Origin of the sequence: Sulfitobacter rhodophyticola (assembly GCF_041281685.2) — a bacterium.
Lineage (GTDB): Bacteria > Pseudomonadota > Alphaproteobacteria > Rhodobacterales > Rhodobacteraceae > Sulfitobacter.
On sequence record NZ_CP166251.2, the window covers coordinates 115,263 to 134,599 of the forward strand.

Here is a 19,337-nt window from a genome sequence, read left to right on the forward strand (position 1 = left end):
ACGCTGGGGGGTCTTGGGGCGGCCTAGCCGCGCGGGTTCAGCCCCTCGTGGGCGGCCAGTACCAGCAATCCGCCCGCGATGGCCCAATTCTTGACAAGGATCGACATTTGCCAGGGGTCATCGGGGATGTAGTGAAAAAGGCTTGTCGCCATGCTGTAGAGTGCCAGCACAAAGGCCATCGGCCCCAGCCACAGGCCGAGGATCAGGCAGGCCGCACCGAAGGTGTTCAGCACCAGCGCGGGCCAGATCAGCAGCGGGGTAAAGCCATGGGCGGCAAGCATCTGTTCCGCGACTTCGGGCGCAAACGCCTTTTGCAGCGCCCCGGCCAGAAACAGGGCTGCCAGACAGAACCGCCCCGCCAGCATGGCAAGTTCGGCAGCCGGGCGCACAAGCCGCGCGGGCGCATTCAGGACGGTGATCTTCATCGCAACCAGCCTTCGATTGACACATCGGCCCCCTTTGGACAGGGGCAACTCGGAAACATGCGGCGCGTTAACAATTCGGGTCCCGGTTTGCACGGGTGACTTTACGACAAGTGGGGCAAGCGGCTTGCCTGCCCTGCCCGGTCGTGATCATCCTGTCAGGGTATTGCCGCAGGAGCCCTGATGCCTGAACGCCCCGTTATCGAGTATTTCTATTCCGCCCATTCCGCCTATGCCTATCTTGGCGCGTGGGAGCTGGCGCGGATTGCCCAGGCGGCAGATGCCGCAGTGGTGCACCGCCCGTTTGATTTCCGACCCGTGATCGAGGCTGCGGGCGGGCAGCCCATTGCGGAGCGGACGCAGGCGTATATGGATTATTTCTTTGGCCGGGAATTGATCCGCTGGGCGGAGGTGCGCGGGTTGCCGATCCTGGATTTCCGTCCGACCCATCACGACAATCCGCTGCATCTGGCCAATGGCGCGATCATCGCGGCGGGGGATGCGGCGGACAGATTTTCGCGCGCGGTGTTGCAGGCGCATTGGCGTGATGATGCGGATATTGCCGATCCGGAGGTGCTGGCGGGATTGGCTGTGGCCGAGGGGTTGGAGGCAGAGGCGCTGCTGGCCGCTGCGGCGTCGGACGCCATGCAGGCGCAGCATGCGGCCAATACGACCGAAGCAATCGCGCGGGGGGTCTTCGGCTCTCCCACGTATTTCGTGGGCGGTGACATGTTCTATGGTCAGGACCGCCTGATGATGGTCGCGCGCGCGCTGGAGCGGCCATTTGCGTAACGGGAGGTCGCGAACGGACTTAACCGGCTGAAGAAACACCGCTAGTTTGGTGTCAGAGATCTGCAACAAGGCGAGACTGCCCATGCCCACCACCCCTTCTTATGACGTCGTGATCATTGGCGGCGCGATCTATGGTTCCGCGCTGGCGTGGTGGCTGACCAACACGCCGGGGTTCGATGGCAGCATCGCGGTGATCGAGCGTGATCCGACCTATGCCTATGCGTCCACCAGCCACACCAATTCCTGCATCCGCCAGCAGTTCAGCAACCCTACAAACATCCAGATTTCGCAGTTCGGCGCAGAGTTCATCAAGAATTTCAGGGCGTTCATGGGTGGCGATCCGGAGGTGCCGCATCTGCCGTTGCAAAGCTATGGGTATATGTACCTGGCCGATACGGATGGCTTCGCCCGAACCTTGCAGGAAAGCCAGAAGATACAGGCCAAGCTGGGCGCGCACACGCGGTACATGACCCGCGAGGAGATCGCGGCGGCTTATCCGTTCTACAATCTGGATGGCATCATCGGGGGCAATCATAACCTTGTCGATGAAGGGTATTTCGACGGCGGCACCATGTTTGACTGGTTCAAACGGATGGCCCGGCGCAATGGGGTGACCTATGTGCATGATGAGGTTGTCGGGCTGACTGCGTCGAGTTCTGCCATCGACGGCGTTACCCTGAAGTCTGGCGACACACTGACCTGCGGCACGCTGGTCAATGCGTCGGGGCCGCGCGCGGCTGCCACGGCGGCGATGGCGGGGATCGACCTGCCGGTGCGGCCGCGCAAGCGCTATACCTTCATCTTTGACGCCGCGCAGCCGCTGGACCGGGACCTGCCGCTGACCATTGATCCGTCGGGCGTGCACATGCGCACGGATGGGCAGTATTATCTGGCCGGGTGTCCCCCGGATGACGATCCGGATGTGGATTACGACGATTTCGGATTCGATCACAGCCTGTGGGAAAACAAGGTCTGGCCGGTGCTGGCCACCCGCGTGCCCGCGTTCGAACAGATCAAGCTGATCAACGAATGGGTCGGGCATTATGCCTTCAACACCTTCGATCAGAACGCCGTTGTGGGACGCCATCCGGAGATTGCGAATTTCATCTTCCTGAACGGGTTTTCCGGCCATGGCCTGCAACAAAGTCCTGCCATTGCGCGCGGAGTGGCGGAGTTGATCACCCACGGGGCGTATCGGTCCCTTGATCTGTCCCCTTTCGGGTTCGAGCGGGTGGTGAGCAACACGAAATTCGTCGAAAAAGCGGTGATCTGACCAAGCGGCACCGCGATTTTTTCCAAACCTGTCCGGTCGTGGCGGTGTCGGTGCATGATATTGCAGGATTTGGAAACAATCCGACCCCCTTACGGGTATTTTTCGCAAGATCGCCAAAATTGTGCCACTTTTCCCGTTAAAGTTAAGGAATGCGTCACAAGGCCTGCGGGCCTGCGCCCCGTGAAACCGGAGGAAAACATGCGTATTCTGGCCGTTGACGACGACCCGATCATCCTTGAATTGCTGGCGCAATTCGTAGACGCCGTGGGAGACCACGACCTGACAACCGCACCCTCTGCCATGGCGGCGCTGGAGCTGATCGAAAGCGGTCAGGATGGCCCCTTTGACTGCTTCCTTTTCGACATTCAGATGCCCGGCATGGACGGGATCGAATTGACCCGACGGCTGCGCGACACCGCGCGCCATGCAGATACCCCTGTCCTGATGCTGACGGCGATGGCCGAAAAGCGGTATATCGACAATGCCTTCGCGGCGGGGGCCACCGATTATGTCACCAAACCTTTCGAGGTGACGGAATTGAAGGCGCGGCTGCACACCGCCGAGACCCTGATCGCTGCCCGCAAGGCGCGGACCCGCAAGATCTTTGCCACGCAGACGGTGTCCGAAGGTGTCAATCACATCGAGGTATACGAGCCGATCTCCGTCTATGACGTCGAGAACGTGATCGATTACACCGCGATGGAAAACTACGTCGCACAACTGTCGCGCCAGTCACTGTTCGGATCGACGGCCTTTGCCTTTACCATCCGGCAGACAGCAGATTATCACGCTGGCTTGTCCGCCTTTGAATTCTTCAGCATGATTTCGGATGTGGCCGAAGTGATCTCTGACACGCTGACGGGGCACCAGTTCCTGATGTCCTATGCCGGCAGCGGTACGTTCATGTGCATCACCGAAAGCGGTTGGCGGCCTGACATGAAGGCGCTGATGGATGCGATCAACCTGTCGCTGGCACGCACCGAACTTTACAACAATGACGGCCAACGTCTGCAGCCGCGTGTTTGCGCGGGCAATGCGGTGCGGCTGGTCTGGAAGAACGGCGATACCGTGATGGAGGCGATTGCCGCCGCCCATGCGAGCGCCGAGGAAGCCTGTGATCTTTTTGCGAAGACGCAGAACAACTACTGGGACTTAGGGCAAACAGCGTGAAAGACATGATGAATGAACTGCCAGGGATCGACCGGGTCCGGGGCCGCTTTCTTGATATGCTGGAGCAACGCCAAGCGGCGATTGCTGGGCATGCGCTTGCGGCTTGGGACGGCGAGACCCTTGAAGACATCAACGGCAACCTTGCATCGGCGCAAGCGGTGCTGCACCAGATATCGGGCAGCGCGGGGTCGCTCGGATTTCCGGATCTGGGCAAGTTTGCGCGGTATTGCGAGTTGGAGATCATTGGCCATCTGGAGGGACCGGATGCCGATCTGGCAATCTGCCCGGGCGAGCTGATCTATCATCTTGATCGCTTTGTCACCGACTGCCGCACGGTGATCGCCGAACAGCAAGAGGTTGCCTGAGGCGAAAAGCGGCGCCACAAGCGCCGCCCGCCCGTTACACGCGCGCTGAAACCCGCTTCACTTGCCAATCGCGACTTTCACCTGATCGGCCAGCGACATGGGATCGAAGGGTTTGCTGATCACCTCTGCGGCGCCCAGACTGCGCAACTCCTCCATCTCGGCTTGTTGGGCGCGGGCGGTCATGAAGATCGCCGGGACATGCGCCATTTCGGGTATTTCGCGCATCTTCTCCAGCGTCTGCTTGCCGGTCATGCCCGGCATCATCATATCCAGCAGCACCACATCCGGCAGATAGCCCGGCACCGTGGTCAGCGCGTCTTCACCGCTTTCGCATTGAACAACTTCGAATTCGCCGGACAAGTCCAAAGCCATCTTGGCGATTTCGCGGATGTCAGCATCGTCTTCGACGTGTAGCAGCTTGATCATGCCTGTTTCCTCTTCAAAGGCTGCGCACCTGTCATCCTTCTTGGGGATGATTGATCGCAACCCGGTTCTTTCGGTTCGCAGCACGCCATTTCGCCGTGCAACGCCCCACTTCTGACTTGAACCCTATCTTAGGCCAAAGGCTTTCGACAATAGACTTCGGGGCGAAAGATATCACACTCATTCTACCTATAATAGTATTCCAACATCCGTTTCGGATCGCGTCGCCTCAGGAGGCCTTCGCGGTACGGCCTGCGACACAGGCGGCGATTGTCGAAAGCTCCGTCCGGGATTTCACCAGATTGGCAAAAAGCCGGTCATCGCCACGCACATCGGAATCCGCTGACAGCCCCAGAACGCGCACATCCGGCAGTTTCTGATAGATTTCATCCAGCAGTTGTTCGCCGTTGCCGTCCGGCAGAGACCAGTCAATGATGATCACGTCGGGCTTCATCGTGCCAATCGCCACACGGGCCGCCGCAAGCGTTTCGACATGGGTGATCCGGGCCACGTCCCGCAGGCCCGATTGCAGGATTTCGGCGAAATCCAGATCGTCTTCGAGATGCAGCACCCGCAGCTTCTTTTTGGCGTGCTTCTGTTCTTCGGGGAGTTCCTGGGCGGGCACCGATTTCAGCACCGTGCGCGCGATCGGATAGGTGAACCAGAAGACCGTCACCCCGTTTGCCACGCTCTTGAACCCGATCTGCCCGTTGTGACGGTTCACGATCTGGCGCGTGATGTTCAGCCCCAGACCCGTGCCGCCCTTGGCGCGCGTGTCTGATCCGTCCGCCTGGGAGAACGCCTGGAAGATGCGCGATTTGAAGCTTTCCGGCACACCGATGCCGGTGTTCTGCACATAGACGATCGCCAGATTGTCGAGCCGTTCCGTCTTGACCAGGATTTCGGTGTTCTCGAACGAATACTTGCAGGCGTTGGAGATGAGGTTGGCCAGCACCTGACGGGTGCGCCCCTGATCGGCCTGTACCATCACCGGGGCTTCGGGGGCGTCGATCTTCAGCGTGTTGGCGTGGGTTTCCGCAAAAGGCAGCATTTCCTGCACGGTGTCCTGAATGATCTGCACCATGTCGACGGTTTCAAAGTCGAACTGCACATCACCGGAGGAGATCTTTTCCAGATCAAGGATGTCATTGACGATGGTCGTCAGACGGTCGGTATTGGTGCGGGCAATATCGATCAGGCGCTGGCTTGCCGGGGTCAGGCCGCTGGCTTCGGACGCATGGATAAGCCCTAGCGCGCCCTTGATGGAGGTCAGCGGCGTGCGCAGTTCATGGCTGACCGTGGAGACGAATTCGTTCTTGATCTGGTCAAGCTTTTTCTGATCGGTAATGTCGTTGATCTGGGCGATGAACATGTTGCGCCCTTCGTTCTTGTCGTAGGCCCAGGAGATGTTGAAAAGGCCCCAACGTTCAAATCCGTCACGGTGCAGGATGCGGTGTTCGCCCTGATAGGAGTTCTGCGCCTTGGCGCGCACCATGTCGGCAACCTTGTGTTCCAACGCGGCCAGATCTTCGGGCGGCATCATGTCCGACAGCCGTGCAGCCCCTGCGGTAAGATCCTTTTCGGCCCAGCCGCACAGGGTGCTGAAGGCCCCGTTTACATCGGTGAAGTGCCATTCCTCGTTCATCAGGGCCATGCCGACGGGTGCCGCGGCCAGTACGCGGCGGAAACGTTTTTCGCTGACTTCAAGCGCATTGCGCGAGTGGCGCAGATCGGTGACATCGGTCTGTGCGCCGATCATCCGCGTCGCGGTGCCTGCGGCATCACGGGCCACCACAACTGAATCTGACCGCATCCAGCGCCATTCGTTTTCGCCAAAACGCACACGATATTCCGCGATGGAGCGTTCGGTGGTGCCATCAATGGCCCCTTTGTCCGCACGGGTGAGGATGTGCATATCGTTCGGGTGGACGCGTTCAAGGAACATACGCTGGGTTTCAAGCCCGTTGCATCCCGGGCCATAGCCCATCAGATCGCACCAGGTGTCGGACACGTCCGACGTGCCATCCTTGAGGTTGAGATCGAACACACCGATGCGTGCCCCTTCCAGAGCCAGATCATACAGGCGCTTGGTCCGCCGCAGTTCCCGCTGGGCTTTGTGTTCCGCCGTCAGGTCGCGGACAATCGCGGTGGTGCGCGCGGCCCCGTCAAACGTAAGCCAGTCGTTGCGCTGCACGTCCAGCACCAGATGCGCGCCGCGCCGGGTCATGCCGGTGGCATTGTAATCTTCGGCACCACTGTCGTCGGGCACGGGTTTGATGAACTGGTCAAAGCCCATCCCGTCCATTTCCGACAGGCCATAGCCAAAGCAGGACAGCGCGGCCTGGTTGGCAAACATCACCCTGCTTTGGTCATCCAGAATGAAGACCGCGACCACGGCGTTTTCGACGATGGCGCGGTTTTCCTCCTCACGCGCGCTGACCTGGCGCGCGCGCATCGCCGCGACCTCGCTCAACGCTTCGCTGCGGATCCGCAGGTTGCGCATGGAGAACAGCAGCATCGCGGTCGACAAGGCCCCCACCAGAAGGATCGCCAGTGGCACATAGGTGCGATAGCTGCGCTCAAACGCGGGCGTACTTTCGTAGACCAGCGTCCAGTTGCGCCCGAATGAATCGATGACGTAGGTCGAGGTGAAGAGCGATTGTTGCGCGCCTGCCTCGCGGGTTGCGCCGCCATAGATCAGGTTGGCAGGATCCACCGTGTCGCCGTCATAGACGCTGAAATTGAAAATCCGCCCTTCATTCGGGGTGGCGCCAGCAAGGACGTTGGGACCGACAAAAGGCGCATAGACCCAGCCGACGAATTCGCCCTGCTCCGGTTCGGCATCGGGTGTGCTGCGTTCGATGCGAAAGAACGGGCGCAGCAGCAAAAATCCGGGCGCTTCGAAATCGTCCTGCACCAGCGTGATGCGCGGGGTCAGTTGCGGCATGCCGGTTTCGCGTGCGCGGATCGCAGCCTCGCGACGGCCCTTTTCGAAGGTGATGTCGAGGCCAAGCGCCTCCTTGTTGGGTTGGTAAGGAGAGATCCGGCTGATGATAAACCGTTCCTCTGCCCCGGTATCGGGTTTGATCTGCAGACGCGTCTCTCCCAGCGCGCGCATACGTTCAATGAACGCCGCCTCCTCACCTCGTGCAACAGGTTCGATCAGACCGATCCCCGCGATGCCGGGCAGAAACTGCTCAATCTCAAGGGTATCGACGTAGCCTGCAAAATCCTCGACCGAGACGCGGTCGGCGGTATTCAGGAAGGCCGCCGCACCGTTGAGGTTTTGCAGATAGGTGCGCATGCGGTCGCGCACCGCATCAATGCTTTCGTCCGTCAGGCTCAGGAATTCATCCCGCGCGCCATCGTTGTTGTTGTTCACGCTGTTGGCAAACAGGCCCACCGTCACGGTCAGGCAGATCACAATCAGGAAAAGCTCAAATCTGCGCAACGTGTCAGGCCTCTTGATGCACACCCGAAGACGTCAGGTGCCTTTGATCCCCATCTGGCAGATGAATGAGGCAAAATTATCGTTTTCCATTTTAGGTTGATCTGGGGATCAAGTCTATCGTCTATTAACCTTTCCATCCCGGTTCGGCGATTTGACGGTCCGGCATTTGATGTTTTTGCAACGGTTTAGGGCACGAAGCTGATCCATTTGGAGGCGAGGCACCCCGGATCAGGGGCCCTGAATGATCGCGCTTTCCCATTCCCGGATGAAGGTCCGCCGCTTGAGCCGGTCCAGATAGGTGATCAGTGCCGGTTCCAGCGCGATGGTGGCGGGTACGGTGCCTGCGGGCGTTTTGGCCAGCGGCGGCAGGGGGTAGCCGTCTTCGCCTGCGTCAGCCGATTGCACGGCAATAATGTGGCGGACCAGATCCTCTGCCGGGCCGGGGCTGCTGCTTTGGGCGGACACGAAGGCGGTGCGCATCATGGTGGTCGGAAAGTCTTCGGGCGCGATGATCACGATCCGGTCGGCCAGATCGTGCCGGGCGGCGGCATAGCTGCCCAGCACGTTGTAGGCCACCAGCAGGCGACCTGACGCGACATCCTCGATCATGTCGCCGGAACAGCAGTAAAGCTGCGCCTCTAGCGCGCCCATCACCTCTGTCAGCCGCCAGAACGTCTCTGACGCTCGGGCGTCCTGGGTGGCAAACAGGTAGCCCAGCCCCGATTGACGCACATCGTAGGTGCCCACGCGGCCCCGAAACGTCTCGGGGTCGGCGCGCAGGGCGCGGATCAACCCTTGCCGGGTGCGGGGCAGCGGTTGTCCGGCAAAAGCGGCACGGTTGAGCACAAAAGCCGCAGGTTCCGTGGTGAAGGCGAACAGGCTTTGCCGCCATTGCGCGCGCGGCGGGTGGCTGACCCCATCAAGACGCCGGGCAAATCCGTCGTTGGCCAGCTTGAGCTGCAAATCCATCGCGCTGGAAATCACCACGTCAAAGGCGGCCGGATCAGCGCGAAAAACCTGATCCAGATCGGCGGTGCCGGTGACAAGGTATTCGACTGCAACGCCGGGGCGCGTTTGCAGAAAGCTTTCCAGCACCGGTTCGAAAAGTGCTGTGTCGGTGCTGGACAGCACCCACAGGCGGGTGGCGGCATCTGCCTGCGTGCCAAAAATGCGCTGTTCTTCCCAGTTTTGCGCGCTTGTGGCGGCGGCCCAGAGCGTGAGGATCAAAGAGACAAGCAAACGCATGCGCCACCTTTCGGGTCATTGTCCAATACCAGCGTGCCGCCATGGGCGGTGGCCACGTCCTGCGCGATGGTCAGGCCAAGGCCGGAACCGATGATGCCTGCCGCATTGCTGCCACGGGCGAAGCGCGCGGGCAGTTCGGCGATGTCTTCGACCGGGAAGCCCGGCCCCTGATCGCGCACTTCGACCATGGGGCGCGGCGTGGCGCGGATAGTGATGTCGATCGTTCCGTCGCTGGGCGAATACTTCAGTGCGTTATCAATGAGATTGCGGACGGCGTTCTGCAGCAGGATCGCATCGCCTTCGCAAGGAACGGCCGCGTCACCCTGCACTTGCAACGTGATGTCCTGCATCTCGGCCACAGGGGTCAGGCGGAGCACCAGTTCATCCACAAGCGCCACCAGATCAAGCGGTTGGCGGTCCAGATGATCGGCGCGGAAGGTGATCATTGCGTGGTCCAGCAATTGCCCCGCCGCACGGCTGCTTTCGTCAATCGCCCGCACCATGGAGCGCAGCGCTTGCCTGTTTTCCTCCCGTTCGACCCGTTGCAGCGTGGTTTCCGCGTAAGAGCGCACGGTGGCCAGTGGCGTGCGCACCCGGTGGGCGGCTTCGGCGATGAAATCTTCGGATTGGCGCAGGGATTGGTCCAGCCGCCCCATCAGCGAATTCAACGACGACACCAGCGGCACCATTTCCGAAGGCACCGGGCGCGATACGGGGCTGAGGTCCTGTGGTCCACGCCGGGTGATCGAATGGGTCAGCCGTTGCAGCGGGCCGATGGTGGCGGAGGTCGCCCAGAAGGACAGCAGCACCGCCAGCAGAAAGAAGCCCGCCCCGAACAGCGCCACGTTGCGCGCAATCGTGGTCAGGGTGCCGGACAGGCTGTCCTGGGTCTGGGCCACGGACACGGTGATATCGGTGCGCAGATCGCCCCCGATCAGGCGGCGCGCACCGGTGGCCACGCGCACGGCATCGTCATCGACCGTGGCCGTTCGAAAGCCGATGCCGCTGGCGCGGGCATCTCCGGGCGGCAGGCTGCCGTAGCCTGAAAGCAAGACATTATCCTGATAAATAGCATAAAAAACCCGGTCATCCGCAGGTGTGCTGAGCATGGAGAAAGCCGCATAGGGGAAATCAATCTCGACCATGCCGTCACGGATCACCGCCGCATCAAGGATGGAGGTCACGGAGGCCCCCAGCACGTTGTCCTGCCCCTGTTGGGCGATTTGTGCCGCGTAAAGGCGGGCGATGAAATACATCAGGACGGCCAGTGCCGCTGCGCCGCCGATCAGTGTCGCCGTCAGGCGCTTGCGCAGCGAACCCGAGACCGCGACCGCCTCAACCATGATCGAGCCTGTATCCCAGCCCCCGGTGGGTGGTGATGCTGACCTGCGAGCCGCCCAGATGCTTGCGCAGGCGGGCGACATAGACCTCGATCGCGTTCTCCGACACATCGTCGTCATAGGAGAACAGCCGGTCCACCAGTTTTTGTTTGGGGAAAATCTGTCCCGGCGCGTTCATCAGGATTTCCAGCAGGCGCAGTTCCTTGTTGCGCAAGGTGACCTCCCTGCCCTGAACGGTAAGCAGGCCGGCAACCGGGTCAAAAGCCACGTCGCCCATCTGCATCACTGTCTGCGCGGCACCTGCATTGCGGCGCAACACGGCGCGGCAGCGGGCCTGCAGTTCGGCGTGGTCGAAAGGTTTGGTGACGTAATCATCCGCCCCCAGATCAAGCATGCTGATTCTGTCCGATACCTGCGACCGGGCGGTCAGGACGATCACCGGCGTGTCGCGTTTGCCCGCCCGGTGACGGCGCAGAAAGTCGCGCCCGTCGCCGTCGGGCAACATGATATCGAGCAGGATCAGATCGTATTCCCCGGTCTCGGAAAAGGCGATGGCATCTTCAATTTTATCAGCATGATCAATTATATGTCCGTCGATCTTCATGCGGGTCATCACCGCATGGGCCAGCTCTGGATTATCCTCGATCAGCAGATATTTCATGGAATGGCATGCTCATCCTGCGGACCCGTTGGCGCGTGACAGGTCCGTGTCAGCTTGGGGTGGTGTTCTGTCTTCAACTGATCCGCTCAAAGCGGACGGTTGTCAAATGGGAGGACATCATGACGACTTTGAAATTGGGCCGCCGCGCCCTGATGGCGGCTGCCGTGGCAACGCTTGGTTTTGGCACGCCTGCGCTGGCCGACGGGCATCAGGTGCTCGATTCCGTTCATTTCCTGATCCCGGGCGGTGCGGGCGGCGGTTGGGACGGCACCGCGCGTGGCACGGGCGAGGCCCTGACCGAAGCGGGCCTTGTCGGCACCGCATCCTACGAGAACATGTCAGGCGGTGGTGGCGGCAAGGCCATCGGCTATCTTATTGAAAACGCTGAAAGCAATCACGGCACGCTGATGGTGAATTCGACGCCCATCGTGATCCGGTCACTGACCGGGGTGTTTCCGCACAACTTCCGTGACCTGACGCTGGTCGCGGGCACGATTGGCGATTATGCCGCCATCGTGGTGGGCAAGGACAGCCCGATCAATTCCATGTCCGATCTGGTCGCGGCGTTTGACGCGGACGCATCTGCCACAGCAATCGGCGGCGGGTCGGTGCCGGGCGGTATGGACCATCTGGTCGCGGCCATGGTGATGGAAGCGGCGGGCAAGGACGCGCTGGCGGTGAAATACATCCCCTATGACGCGGGCGGCAAAGCCATGGCGGCGCTGCTGTCGGGCGAAATCGCGGCGCTTTCCACCGGGTTCTCCGAAGCGGTCGATCTGGCCAACGCGGGCGAGGTGAAGATCATCGGCGTGACAGCACCCGAGCGGGTTGATGCGGCCCCTGACGCGCAAACCATGCAGGAACAGGGCATCGACACCACGTTCGTCAACTGGCGGGGGTTCTTTGGTGCGCCGGGTCTGCCAGCGGACAAGGTGGCCATGTATCAGGACGCCATTGCCAAGATGTATGACACGCCCGAATGGGAAGCCGTGCGCGCGCGCAATGGTTGGGTCAACATCCACAACCCCGGCGATGACTTCAAGGCCTTCCTGGAAGATCAGGAAACGGTCATCGGCGATCTGATGAAAAAGCTCGGCTTCCTGTAAAGCCGTGCGCGGCAGAGCGGCGCGCCCGCTCTGCCACACCACATTCGCCTCGGGGGGGGAGAGCAAATGGCACTGGATCGCTGGATCGCATTGATTTTACTGGGGATATGTCTGGCCTATGGGTATACCGCTTGGTTCACGATGGACGCGAGCCTGGCGCCTTTCATGCGCCGCAACCCGATCTGGCCCAGCACGTTTCCCAAGGTTTTGTCCATTCTGGGCATCCTGGCCTCTCTGGTGATCCTGTTGGGGTTGGAAAAGGGGGAGGCCAAGATCGGCGATATCGATTACCGCCGCCTTGGGGAGTATCACATCGGTCAGGGGCTGATCCTGCTGGGGCTAATGGTAGCCTATGCGCTGTTTCTGCGACCGCTGGGGTTCTTGTTCTCCACCGGGGCGTTCCTGATCCTTGGCTCCTTCATTCTGGGCGAACGCAAGTGGCACATCATGGTGCCGGTGTCGCTGCTGGCCACGTTCATCGTCTGGTATCTGGTGCAGCAGGTGCTTGGCATTTACCTACGCCCGTTGCCGTTTTTCGTGGGAGGCTGAGATGCTTGAAGGACTGCTGATCGGTCTGCAAACCGCGCTGTCGCTGCAAAACATCGCCATGGTCATCGGCGGCTGCCTGATCGGGACGTTCATCGGGATGTTGCCGGGGCTTGGGCCGATGTCGATCATCGCGATCATGATCCCGGTGGCGATTTCATTGGGCGATGCCTCTGCCGCGCTGATCCTGCTGGCTGGCGTTTACTATGGCGCGATCTTTGGCGGCTCGACGTCGTCGATCCTGCTGAATGCGCCGGGGGTGGCCGGTACGGTGGCCAGCAGTTTTGACGGCTTTCCCATGGCCAAGCAGGGCAAGGCGGGCAAGGCATTGACCATTGCTGCTGTCGCCAGTTTTGCGGGGGGCACCATAGGGGCGCTGTTGCTGATGGTCTTTGCCCCCGCCCTGTCGTCGGTGGCGTTGTTGTTTCATTCGGCGGAGTATTTCGCGCTGATGGTCGTGGGCCTGTCGGCCATCGCGGCCTTTGCGGGCACCGGACAGGTGGCCAAGGCGCTGATGATGACGGTGCTGGGCCTGATCATGGCGACGGTAGGCGAAGGCGCGCTGTTCAATCTGCCGCGTTTCACCATGGGGATCATGGACCTGCAATCGGGCTTTGGTTTCATCACGCTGGCAATGGCGATGTTCGCCCTGCCGGAGGCGCTGTTTCTGGTGCTGAAACCGCCAGAGATCACGCAGGGCGAGGATGGCAAGATCAAGGACCTGCGCATTACCCGGTCCGAGGCAAGGGCCATCGCGCCGGTCATCGGGCGACAATCGCTTCAGGGGTTCTTTATCGGCGTGTTGCCGGGTGCGGGCGCTACCATCGCCAGTTTTCTGGGCTACGCGGTGGAGCGCAACATCGCCACCAAGACGGAGCAGGAGGAATTCGGCAAGGGGTCGATCAAGGGGTTGGCCGCGCCGGAAACCGCGAACAACGCGGCCTGCACGGGATCCTTCGTGCCGCTGCTCACGCTGGGCATTCCGGGATCAGGCACCACGGCAATCCTGCTGGGGGCGCTGATTGCGCTGAATGTCACGCCCGGGCCGCGCCTGATGGTGGATGAACCGCAGGTGTTCTGGGCGGTGATCATGTCGATGTTCATCGGCAATCTGGTGTTGTTGATCCTGAACCTGCCGTTGATCCCCTATATCGCAAAAGTTCTATCGATTCCGCGCAATTACCTTATTCCCTTCATCCTGTTTTTCACGCTGATGGGGGCCTACATCGGGCAGAACAACGCAACCGAGCTTTTGCTGCTGGTGGGCTTTGGCGTTTGTGCCACGGCGCTCAGGTTCGCGGATTACCCGCTGGCCCCGCTGCTGATCGGGTTCATCCTTGGCGGCATGCTGGAGAACAACTTTTCCCGCTCGATGCAGCTTTATGACGGGATCAGTTTCATCTGGGAGCGGCCCATGACGCTGGGCCTGCTGGTGATCGCCGGTCTGCTGGTGGTGCTGCCCGGTTACCGGGCGCGCCGCGCGCGGCTGCGGCAGAGCGGTATCGCTGACGGGGACTAGGGTCAGATCGCGCGATCCTTGAGCAAGTCCGCAAGGATCGGATTGGGAAAGCGGCGGGTGATCGTGACGGCAAAGAACGTCTCAGCGATGTCCGGCAGGCGGCCTGCTTCGACCAGGCGGCCGCTGACCAATTCGTCCTGAACCACGATCGGCGGCAGCACCGCCAGACCCACCCCATCGCGCGCCAGAAGGCGCATCATGGCCATATCGTCCACCTCTGCCGCAATCTGCGGGCGCAGGCCCAGCCGTTCGGTCCAGGCGTCAAAGCCGATGCGCACCCCGGTGTCATGGGTGGGCAGGATGACCGGCTGGCTGGCAAGCAGTTCCCTCAGGTCGCGGGTGCCGTTCAACCGGTCCGGCGTGCCGACAAGGCTGACCGGTTGTTCGGACAGGCGGTGCGAGACAAAGGGCGTGACCGCATCGCGCGCGGGCGGCTGGTTGATCAGCACGACATCAAGGTTCAGCCCCTCCAGCGCGGTCAGCAGATCCGCGCTGGTACCCGAGCGCAGGATGATTTCCACATCCGGGCGATCAAGGATCGGGCGCAGGAATTCCATCTGGAAGTTCCGCGACAGCGTTGCCAGCGCGCCGATGCGGATGGCCTGACGGCTGCGCCCCTTTTCTTGCAGGGTGCCCAGCAGTTCACGTCCCGAGGCAAAGATCGTATCGGCATGATCCAGCGCGATGCGCCCCGCTTCGGTCAGGATCAACTGCCTCCCGCGCCGCTCAAACAGGGCGTGGCCCAGTTGCGCTTCAAGCTGCTTGATCTGCACTGACACTGCCGATTGCGACAGGTTCAGCCGTTCGGCGGTGCGGGTCAGGTTACCGTCATGGGCCACGGCCCAGAAATAGCGCAGGTGGTGATAGTTCAGGTCAGACATATACATCTATAAAACAGAACGAATACGCACAAACAATGAATTTTTTATCTTGGTGCGAGGCTGTTATCCCCCACACCAACCCTGTTGTGCCTTGTGGAGATATGCCAGTGTCGATTGCCGTTTTGACCTTCTTTGCCCCCATTGCCTTGATTGCGGGTGCCGTAATCGCGTTTCGCGGGCCTGCGTTCCGGCCGGAGCAGACATTGCAGAAAGTCGAATGGTGCACCGTTGGCAGCGTGGCCGCTGCGCTGCTTGCCTGTCTTGCGCTGATCGTCGAAGGCGCGGCAAGCAGCACGGTGATCGGGGTGGACGGGCTGGGCCTGTCTGCGCGGCTGGATGCGGTCAGCGCGGTGATGCTGTTGTTGGTAAGCTTCGTCGGCTGGGTCGTGGTGCGGTATGCGGCGCGGTACCTTGATGGCGAAGCGCGGCAGGGGCCGTTCACCGGTTGGCTGTGCGCGACGCTGGCGGCGGTGATGCTGCTGGTTACGGCCGGTAACCTGCTGCAACTGGTGCTGGCGTGGATCGCCACGAGCCTGTTTTTGCACAAGCTTCTGCTTTTCTATCCCGACCGGATCGCCGCGCAGAAAGCGGCGCGCAAAAAGTGGATTACGGCGCGGCTGGGCGATGCGGCCCTGATCGGGGCGGCGGTAATGCTTTATGCGCAGTACGGAACCGGCGATATCGCGGAGATCCTTGCCGCCGCACGGCAAGGCGAGGCAACTGAGGCGTCAGGCTGGATCGCGGCAGCACTTGCGCTGGCAGCCGTTTTGAAATCCGCACAGTTCCCCCTGCACGGCTGGCTGACCGAGGTGATGGAGACACCAACCCCGGTATCCGCGCTGCTGCATGCAGGCGTGATCAACGCCGGTGGTTTCCTGCTGATCCGGTTCGCCGATGTGATGCTGCTGGCGCCGGGTGTGCTGGCGGTTCTGGTGATGATCGGGGGCTTTACGGCGCTGTTCGGCGGTCTGGTGATGCTGACGCAGCCGGCGGTCAAGACATCGCTGGCGTGGTCGACGGTGGGACAGATGGGGTTCATGATTCTGCAATGCGGTCTGGCGCTGTTTCCGCTGGCGCTGCTGCATATCGTGGCGCATTCGCTGTACAAGGCGCATGCCTTTCTGGCCTCCGGCGGCGCGGTCGAAGGGGTCAGCGCACTGCGGCGTCCCGGCCCGGTGGCGATCCCGGATGGGCGGGCTGTTTTGCGGGCCTTTGTCATCGCGCTGGTGATCTATGCGGGTGTCGGGCTGGTCTTTGGCTTTGCGGGCAAGTCGCCGCAGGCCATCGCATTGGGGGCGATCCTGATCTTCGGTGTCGCCTATTTGCTGGCGCAGGGGCTGGCGGATGCGGCACCGCGCGTGCTGACGCGGCGCACGGCGCTGTATTCCGTGGCGGCTGCTGTGGGCTATTTCGCCCTGCAAACCGGGGCGGAGTGGCTGACGCAGGGCACCCTGCCCGCCACACCGGCCCCCGGCCCGCTGGAATGGGCGCTGATCGTGCTGGCGCTGATCAGCTTCGGGACGGTGGCCGTGGCGCAGGCGATGTTCCCGCTGTGGGCCTATCACCCGGCGGCGGCGGGGCTGCGCGTGCACCTGTCCAACGGCCTTTATGCGAACGCGGTCTTTGACAAGCTGCTTGGCGGCTGGTCGGCCAAGCGTCCCTCCTGATCCGAGAAAAGGAAGAATGACATGAACACCCCTTCCCCGATTTCACCTGCGACCCTGACCGAGGCCAGCGCGGCGGCTGCACGGGCCATCCCGCCGGTCTGGCCACTTGCCGCAACGGTGGCGGTGAACCCGTTTCTGGGTCAGACGGAAGAGACATTGGCGCAGGTCGGCGCCCGGTTGGGCCGCGTGGGCGGTGTACCCGTGACGATGCCGCGCGACTGGTACAGCGCGCGGATCACCGATGGCGCGATCACCGATGTGGACCTGCGCGCGGCACTTGAGGCGCAGAACGCACCGGACATCGCCGACATTGCGCAGATCAGACAAATGGCGTCCTCCGCCGCCACTGCGCAGGACCCGCTGCCGACGGTTGCCGATCTTGCGAGCAAGGTTTCCGGGACCGATTGGACCGGCCTGATCGCGGATCGTTTCGGCCATTGGGCGGCCGGTTATTTCGATCAGGGGCAAGCGCTTTGGGCGGCACCGCAACGGCGCAGTGCCTATGATGCGTGGCGGCAGACGTCCACCCATGATCTGACGCCGGAAATCGCGGGGTTGAGCGGTTTTGCCCAGTTCGTCAGTGATACGCCCGACACGGCGGAGGCGGCAATGGCACGGGCGGTGCAGCGTCTGAGGCTGACAGCAGCAGCACTTGAGACATACCTGCACCAGTTGCTGTTTTCGCTGGGAGGATGGGCGCAGGTCGCACGGTATCGGTTGTGGCAGGCGGAGCTTGCGGGGGGCAGCGATGCAACGCTGACCGATCTGCTGACCATCCGGCTGCTGTGGGAAGAAGCTCTGCTGATCCAGCATGAAGACGCAATCGGCGCGGCGTGGGAACGCACTATTGCGGACCACGCGGCCCCGTTGACTGTCGATGCTGATGCGCAGGCCGATGCCCTGCTGCAGGAAGCATGGGAGCGTGCGGCGCAGCGCGATCTTGCGCAGACGCTTGCGGCCCCGACTCCCCTTGCGGATACCGCCAGGCCCGCGATGCAGGCGGCGTTCTGCATCGATGTGCGGTCTGAAGTCTTTCGGCGCGCGCTGGAAGCGGTGGACCCGAGGATCAGGACGCTTGGCTTTGCGGGTTTTTTCGGGCTGACGGCATCCCACCGGGATTTCGCATCGGACGTAGAGGAGTTGCGGCTGCCGGTTCTGCTCAATGCTGGTGTGACTTCAACCGCGCGGGGGGATGACGCCAAGGCGGATCAGGCGGCACGGCTGAAAGCACGGGCGCTGCGGGCCTGGGGTCGGTTCAAGCTGGCGGCAGTGTCGTCCTTCGCCTTCGTGGAGGCGACCGGTCCGATTTATGCGGGCAAGCTGGTGCGCGACACCCTGAACCTTGCCCCGACACATCGCCCGGGCGGACCGGCCCCGCGCCTTGACCCCGCGCTTGATCTGGATGCGCAAGTGGATGCGGCGGAGACGATCCTGCGCGCCATGTCGTTTACCACCGATTTTGCGCGCATCGTGGTGTTGGCAGGGCATGGCGCCAACGTGGTGAACAACCCCTTCGCAAGCAGCCTGCACTGCGGGGCCTGTGGCGGCTATGCGGGTGACGTAAATGCGCGGCTTTTGGCAGGGCTGCTGAACAGCGGGGAGGTGCGCACGCGGCTGGTCGCGCGGGGGATCGAGATCCCCCAGGACACGCTGTTTGTCCCGGCCTTGCATGACACCACAACAGATGAGGTCACTTTTTTCGAGCAGGATTGCCCGTCGTACCCTCATGCGTCGGACGTTGAACGCGCGAAAGCGTGGTTTGCCGCTGCCGGGGACTCCTGCCGGGGGGAACGGGCGCTGCGCCTGCCGGGTGCTGCGGGGGCGCGCGATGTGGCGGCGCGCAGTCGTGACTGGGCAGAAACCCGGCCCGAATGGGCGCTGGCGGGGTGCAAGGCATTCATCGCCGCGCCCCGCCAGATCACCGTCGGCAAAAGCCTTGAGGGGCGTGCTTTCCTGCATGACTATACGTGGAAAAGCGACACGGACTTTGGCGTTCTGGAACTGATCATGACCGCCCCGGTGGTGGTGGCAAGCTGGATCAGCCTGCAATACTACGGCTCCACCGTGGCGCCAGGGGTTTTCGGGTCGGGCAACAAGCTGCTGCATAACGTGACGGGCGGGATCGGTGTGGTGGAAGGCAACGGCGGTATGCTGCGCGCGGGGCTGCCGTGGCAATCGGTGCACGATGGCGCGGATTTCGCCCATGATCCGCTGCGCCTGTCGGTCTGCATTCAGGCACCGCGCGCGGCGATGGGCGACGTGCTGCGCCGTCATGACGGGGTGCGGGCGCTGTTCAACAACCGCTGGCTGCACCTGTTTGCGCTGGATGACGCCGGGCGCATGGCATGGCGGTACGCGGGCGATCTGGAATGGACGCGCTGTGCACAGGATGAACCGCTGCCTGAATTGGCGGCGGCGGGCTGAGTGCCGGGCGCGCGGGTGTCTGGCCCGCGCGCGTACCCCGGATCAAGGCAAT

Annotated in this window: 16 protein-coding genes; 9 read left to right on the top strand and 7 right to left on the bottom strand. The window is 62.1% G+C overall.

Annotated features, from left to right (window positions below):
• Window positions 1-23: 23 nt before the first annotated feature.
• Window positions 24-425, bottom strand: a complete 402-nt coding sequence (locus AB4X18_RS01615; protein WP_370401956.1) for a DoxX family protein — start codon at window positions 423-425, stop codon at window positions 24-26.
• A 180-nt stretch (window positions 426-605) separates the two neighbouring features.
• Here AB4X18_RS01615 and AB4X18_RS01620 point away from each other — a divergent pair, with 180 nt between their 5' ends.
• The 4 genes from AB4X18_RS01620 (at window position 606) to AB4X18_RS01635 (ending at window position 4,022) form a co-directional block, all read left to right on the top strand.
• On the top strand, window positions 606-1,214 hold the full coding sequence (locus AB4X18_RS01620) for a 2-hydroxychromene-2-carboxylate isomerase (RefSeq protein WP_370401957.1): 609 nt from the start codon (window positions 606-608) through the stop codon (window positions 1,212-1,214).
• Between the two features lie 82 nt (window positions 1,215-1,296).
• On the top strand, window positions 1,297-2,487 hold the full coding sequence (locus AB4X18_RS01625) for an NAD(P)/FAD-dependent oxidoreductase (RefSeq protein WP_370401958.1): 1,191 nt from the start codon (window positions 1,297-1,299) through the stop codon (window positions 2,485-2,487).
• A gap of 198 nt (window positions 2,488-2,685) precedes the next feature.
• On the top strand, window positions 2,686-3,657 hold the full coding sequence (locus AB4X18_RS01630; RefSeq protein ID WP_370401959.1) for a response regulator: 972 nt from the start codon (window positions 2,686-2,688) through the stop codon (window positions 3,655-3,657).
• A gap of 5 nt (window positions 3,658-3,662) precedes the next feature.
• The gene (locus AB4X18_RS01635; RefSeq protein ID WP_370402559.1) at window positions 3,663-4,022 is read left to right on the top strand and encodes an Hpt domain-containing protein; all 360 of its coding nucleotides are present in this window, start codon (window positions 3,663-3,665) and stop codon (window positions 4,020-4,022) included.
• A 57-nt stretch (window positions 4,023-4,079) separates the two neighbouring features.
• On the opposite strand, the gene AB4X18_RS01640 is transcribed toward AB4X18_RS01635, so the two are convergent.
• From AB4X18_RS01640 to AB4X18_RS01660, 5 genes are all read right to left on the bottom strand, one after another.
• Window positions 4,080-4,448 carry a response regulator gene (locus AB4X18_RS01640; protein WP_370401960.1) on the bottom strand — a complete coding sequence of 123 codons (369 nt, stop codon included), beginning with the start codon at window positions 4,446-4,448 and terminating at the stop codon, window positions 4,080-4,082.
• Between the two features lie 226 nt (window positions 4,449-4,674).
• Entirely contained in the window at window positions 4,675-7,896 is a 3,222-nt protein-coding gene (locus AB4X18_RS01645; RefSeq protein WP_370401961.1) for a CHASE domain-containing protein, read from the bottom strand.
• Between the two features lie 228 nt (window positions 7,897-8,124).
• Window positions 8,125-9,141: an ABC transporter substrate-binding protein gene (locus AB4X18_RS01650; protein ID WP_370401962.1), complete on the bottom strand. Its 1,017-nt coding sequence runs from the start codon at window positions 9,139-9,141 to the stop codon at window positions 8,125-8,127.
• Entirely contained in the window at window positions 9,120-10,484 is a 1,365-nt protein-coding gene (locus AB4X18_RS01655; RefSeq protein WP_370401963.1) for a sensor histidine kinase, read from the bottom strand. The genes AB4X18_RS01650 and AB4X18_RS01655 overlap by 22 nt, the downstream gene beginning before the upstream one ends.
• Entirely contained in the window at window positions 10,477-11,142 is a 666-nt protein-coding gene (locus AB4X18_RS01660; protein WP_370401964.1) for a response regulator transcription factor, read from the bottom strand. The genes AB4X18_RS01655 and AB4X18_RS01660 overlap by 8 nt, the downstream gene beginning before the upstream one ends.
• Window positions 11,143-11,261: 119 nt before the next feature.
• Between AB4X18_RS01660 and AB4X18_RS01665 the strand changes: the two genes are divergently transcribed.
• The 3 genes from AB4X18_RS01665 (at window position 11,262) to AB4X18_RS01675 (ending at window position 14,313) form a co-directional block, all read left to right on the top strand.
• Complete coding sequence (locus AB4X18_RS01665) at window positions 11,262-12,248, top strand: Bug family tripartite tricarboxylate transporter substrate binding protein (protein WP_370401965.1); 987 nt, start codon at window positions 11,262-11,264, stop codon at window positions 12,246-12,248.
• 66 nt (window positions 12,249-12,314) lie between these two features.
• Window positions 12,315-12,797 carry a tripartite tricarboxylate transporter TctB family protein gene (locus tag AB4X18_RS01670; RefSeq protein ID WP_370401966.1) on the top strand — a complete coding sequence of 161 codons (483 nt, stop codon included), beginning with the start codon at window positions 12,315-12,317 and terminating at the stop codon, window positions 12,795-12,797.
• A 1-nt stretch (window position 12,798) separates the two neighbouring features.
• Window positions 12,799-14,313, top strand: a complete 1,515-nt coding sequence (locus AB4X18_RS01675) for a tripartite tricarboxylate transporter permease (protein WP_370401967.1) — start codon at window positions 12,799-12,801, stop codon at window positions 14,311-14,313.
• A gap of 2 nt (window positions 14,314-14,315) precedes the next feature.
• Here AB4X18_RS01675 and AB4X18_RS01680 read toward each other — a convergent pair whose 3' ends face one another.
• Complete coding sequence (locus AB4X18_RS01680; RefSeq protein WP_370401968.1) at window positions 14,316-15,194, bottom strand: LysR family transcriptional regulator; 879 nt, start codon at window positions 15,192-15,194, stop codon at window positions 14,316-14,318.
• 101 nt (window positions 15,195-15,295) lie between these two features.
• Between AB4X18_RS01680 and AB4X18_RS01685 the strand changes: the two genes are divergently transcribed.
• Together AB4X18_RS01685 and AB4X18_RS01690 are read left to right on the top strand one after the other, a co-directional pair.
• The gene (locus AB4X18_RS01685) at window positions 15,296-16,861 is read left to right on the top strand and encodes a proton-conducting transporter transmembrane domain-containing protein (RefSeq protein WP_432817018.1); all 1,566 of its coding nucleotides are present in this window, start codon (window positions 15,296-15,298) and stop codon (window positions 16,859-16,861) included.
• A gap of 21 nt (window positions 16,862-16,882) precedes the next feature.
• Window positions 16,883-19,285, top strand: coding sequence for a YbcC family protein (locus tag AB4X18_RS01690; RefSeq protein ID WP_432817019.1), 2,403 nt, complete (start codon window positions 16,883-16,885; stop codon window positions 19,283-19,285).
• Window positions 19,286-19,337 lie beyond the last annotated feature (52 nt).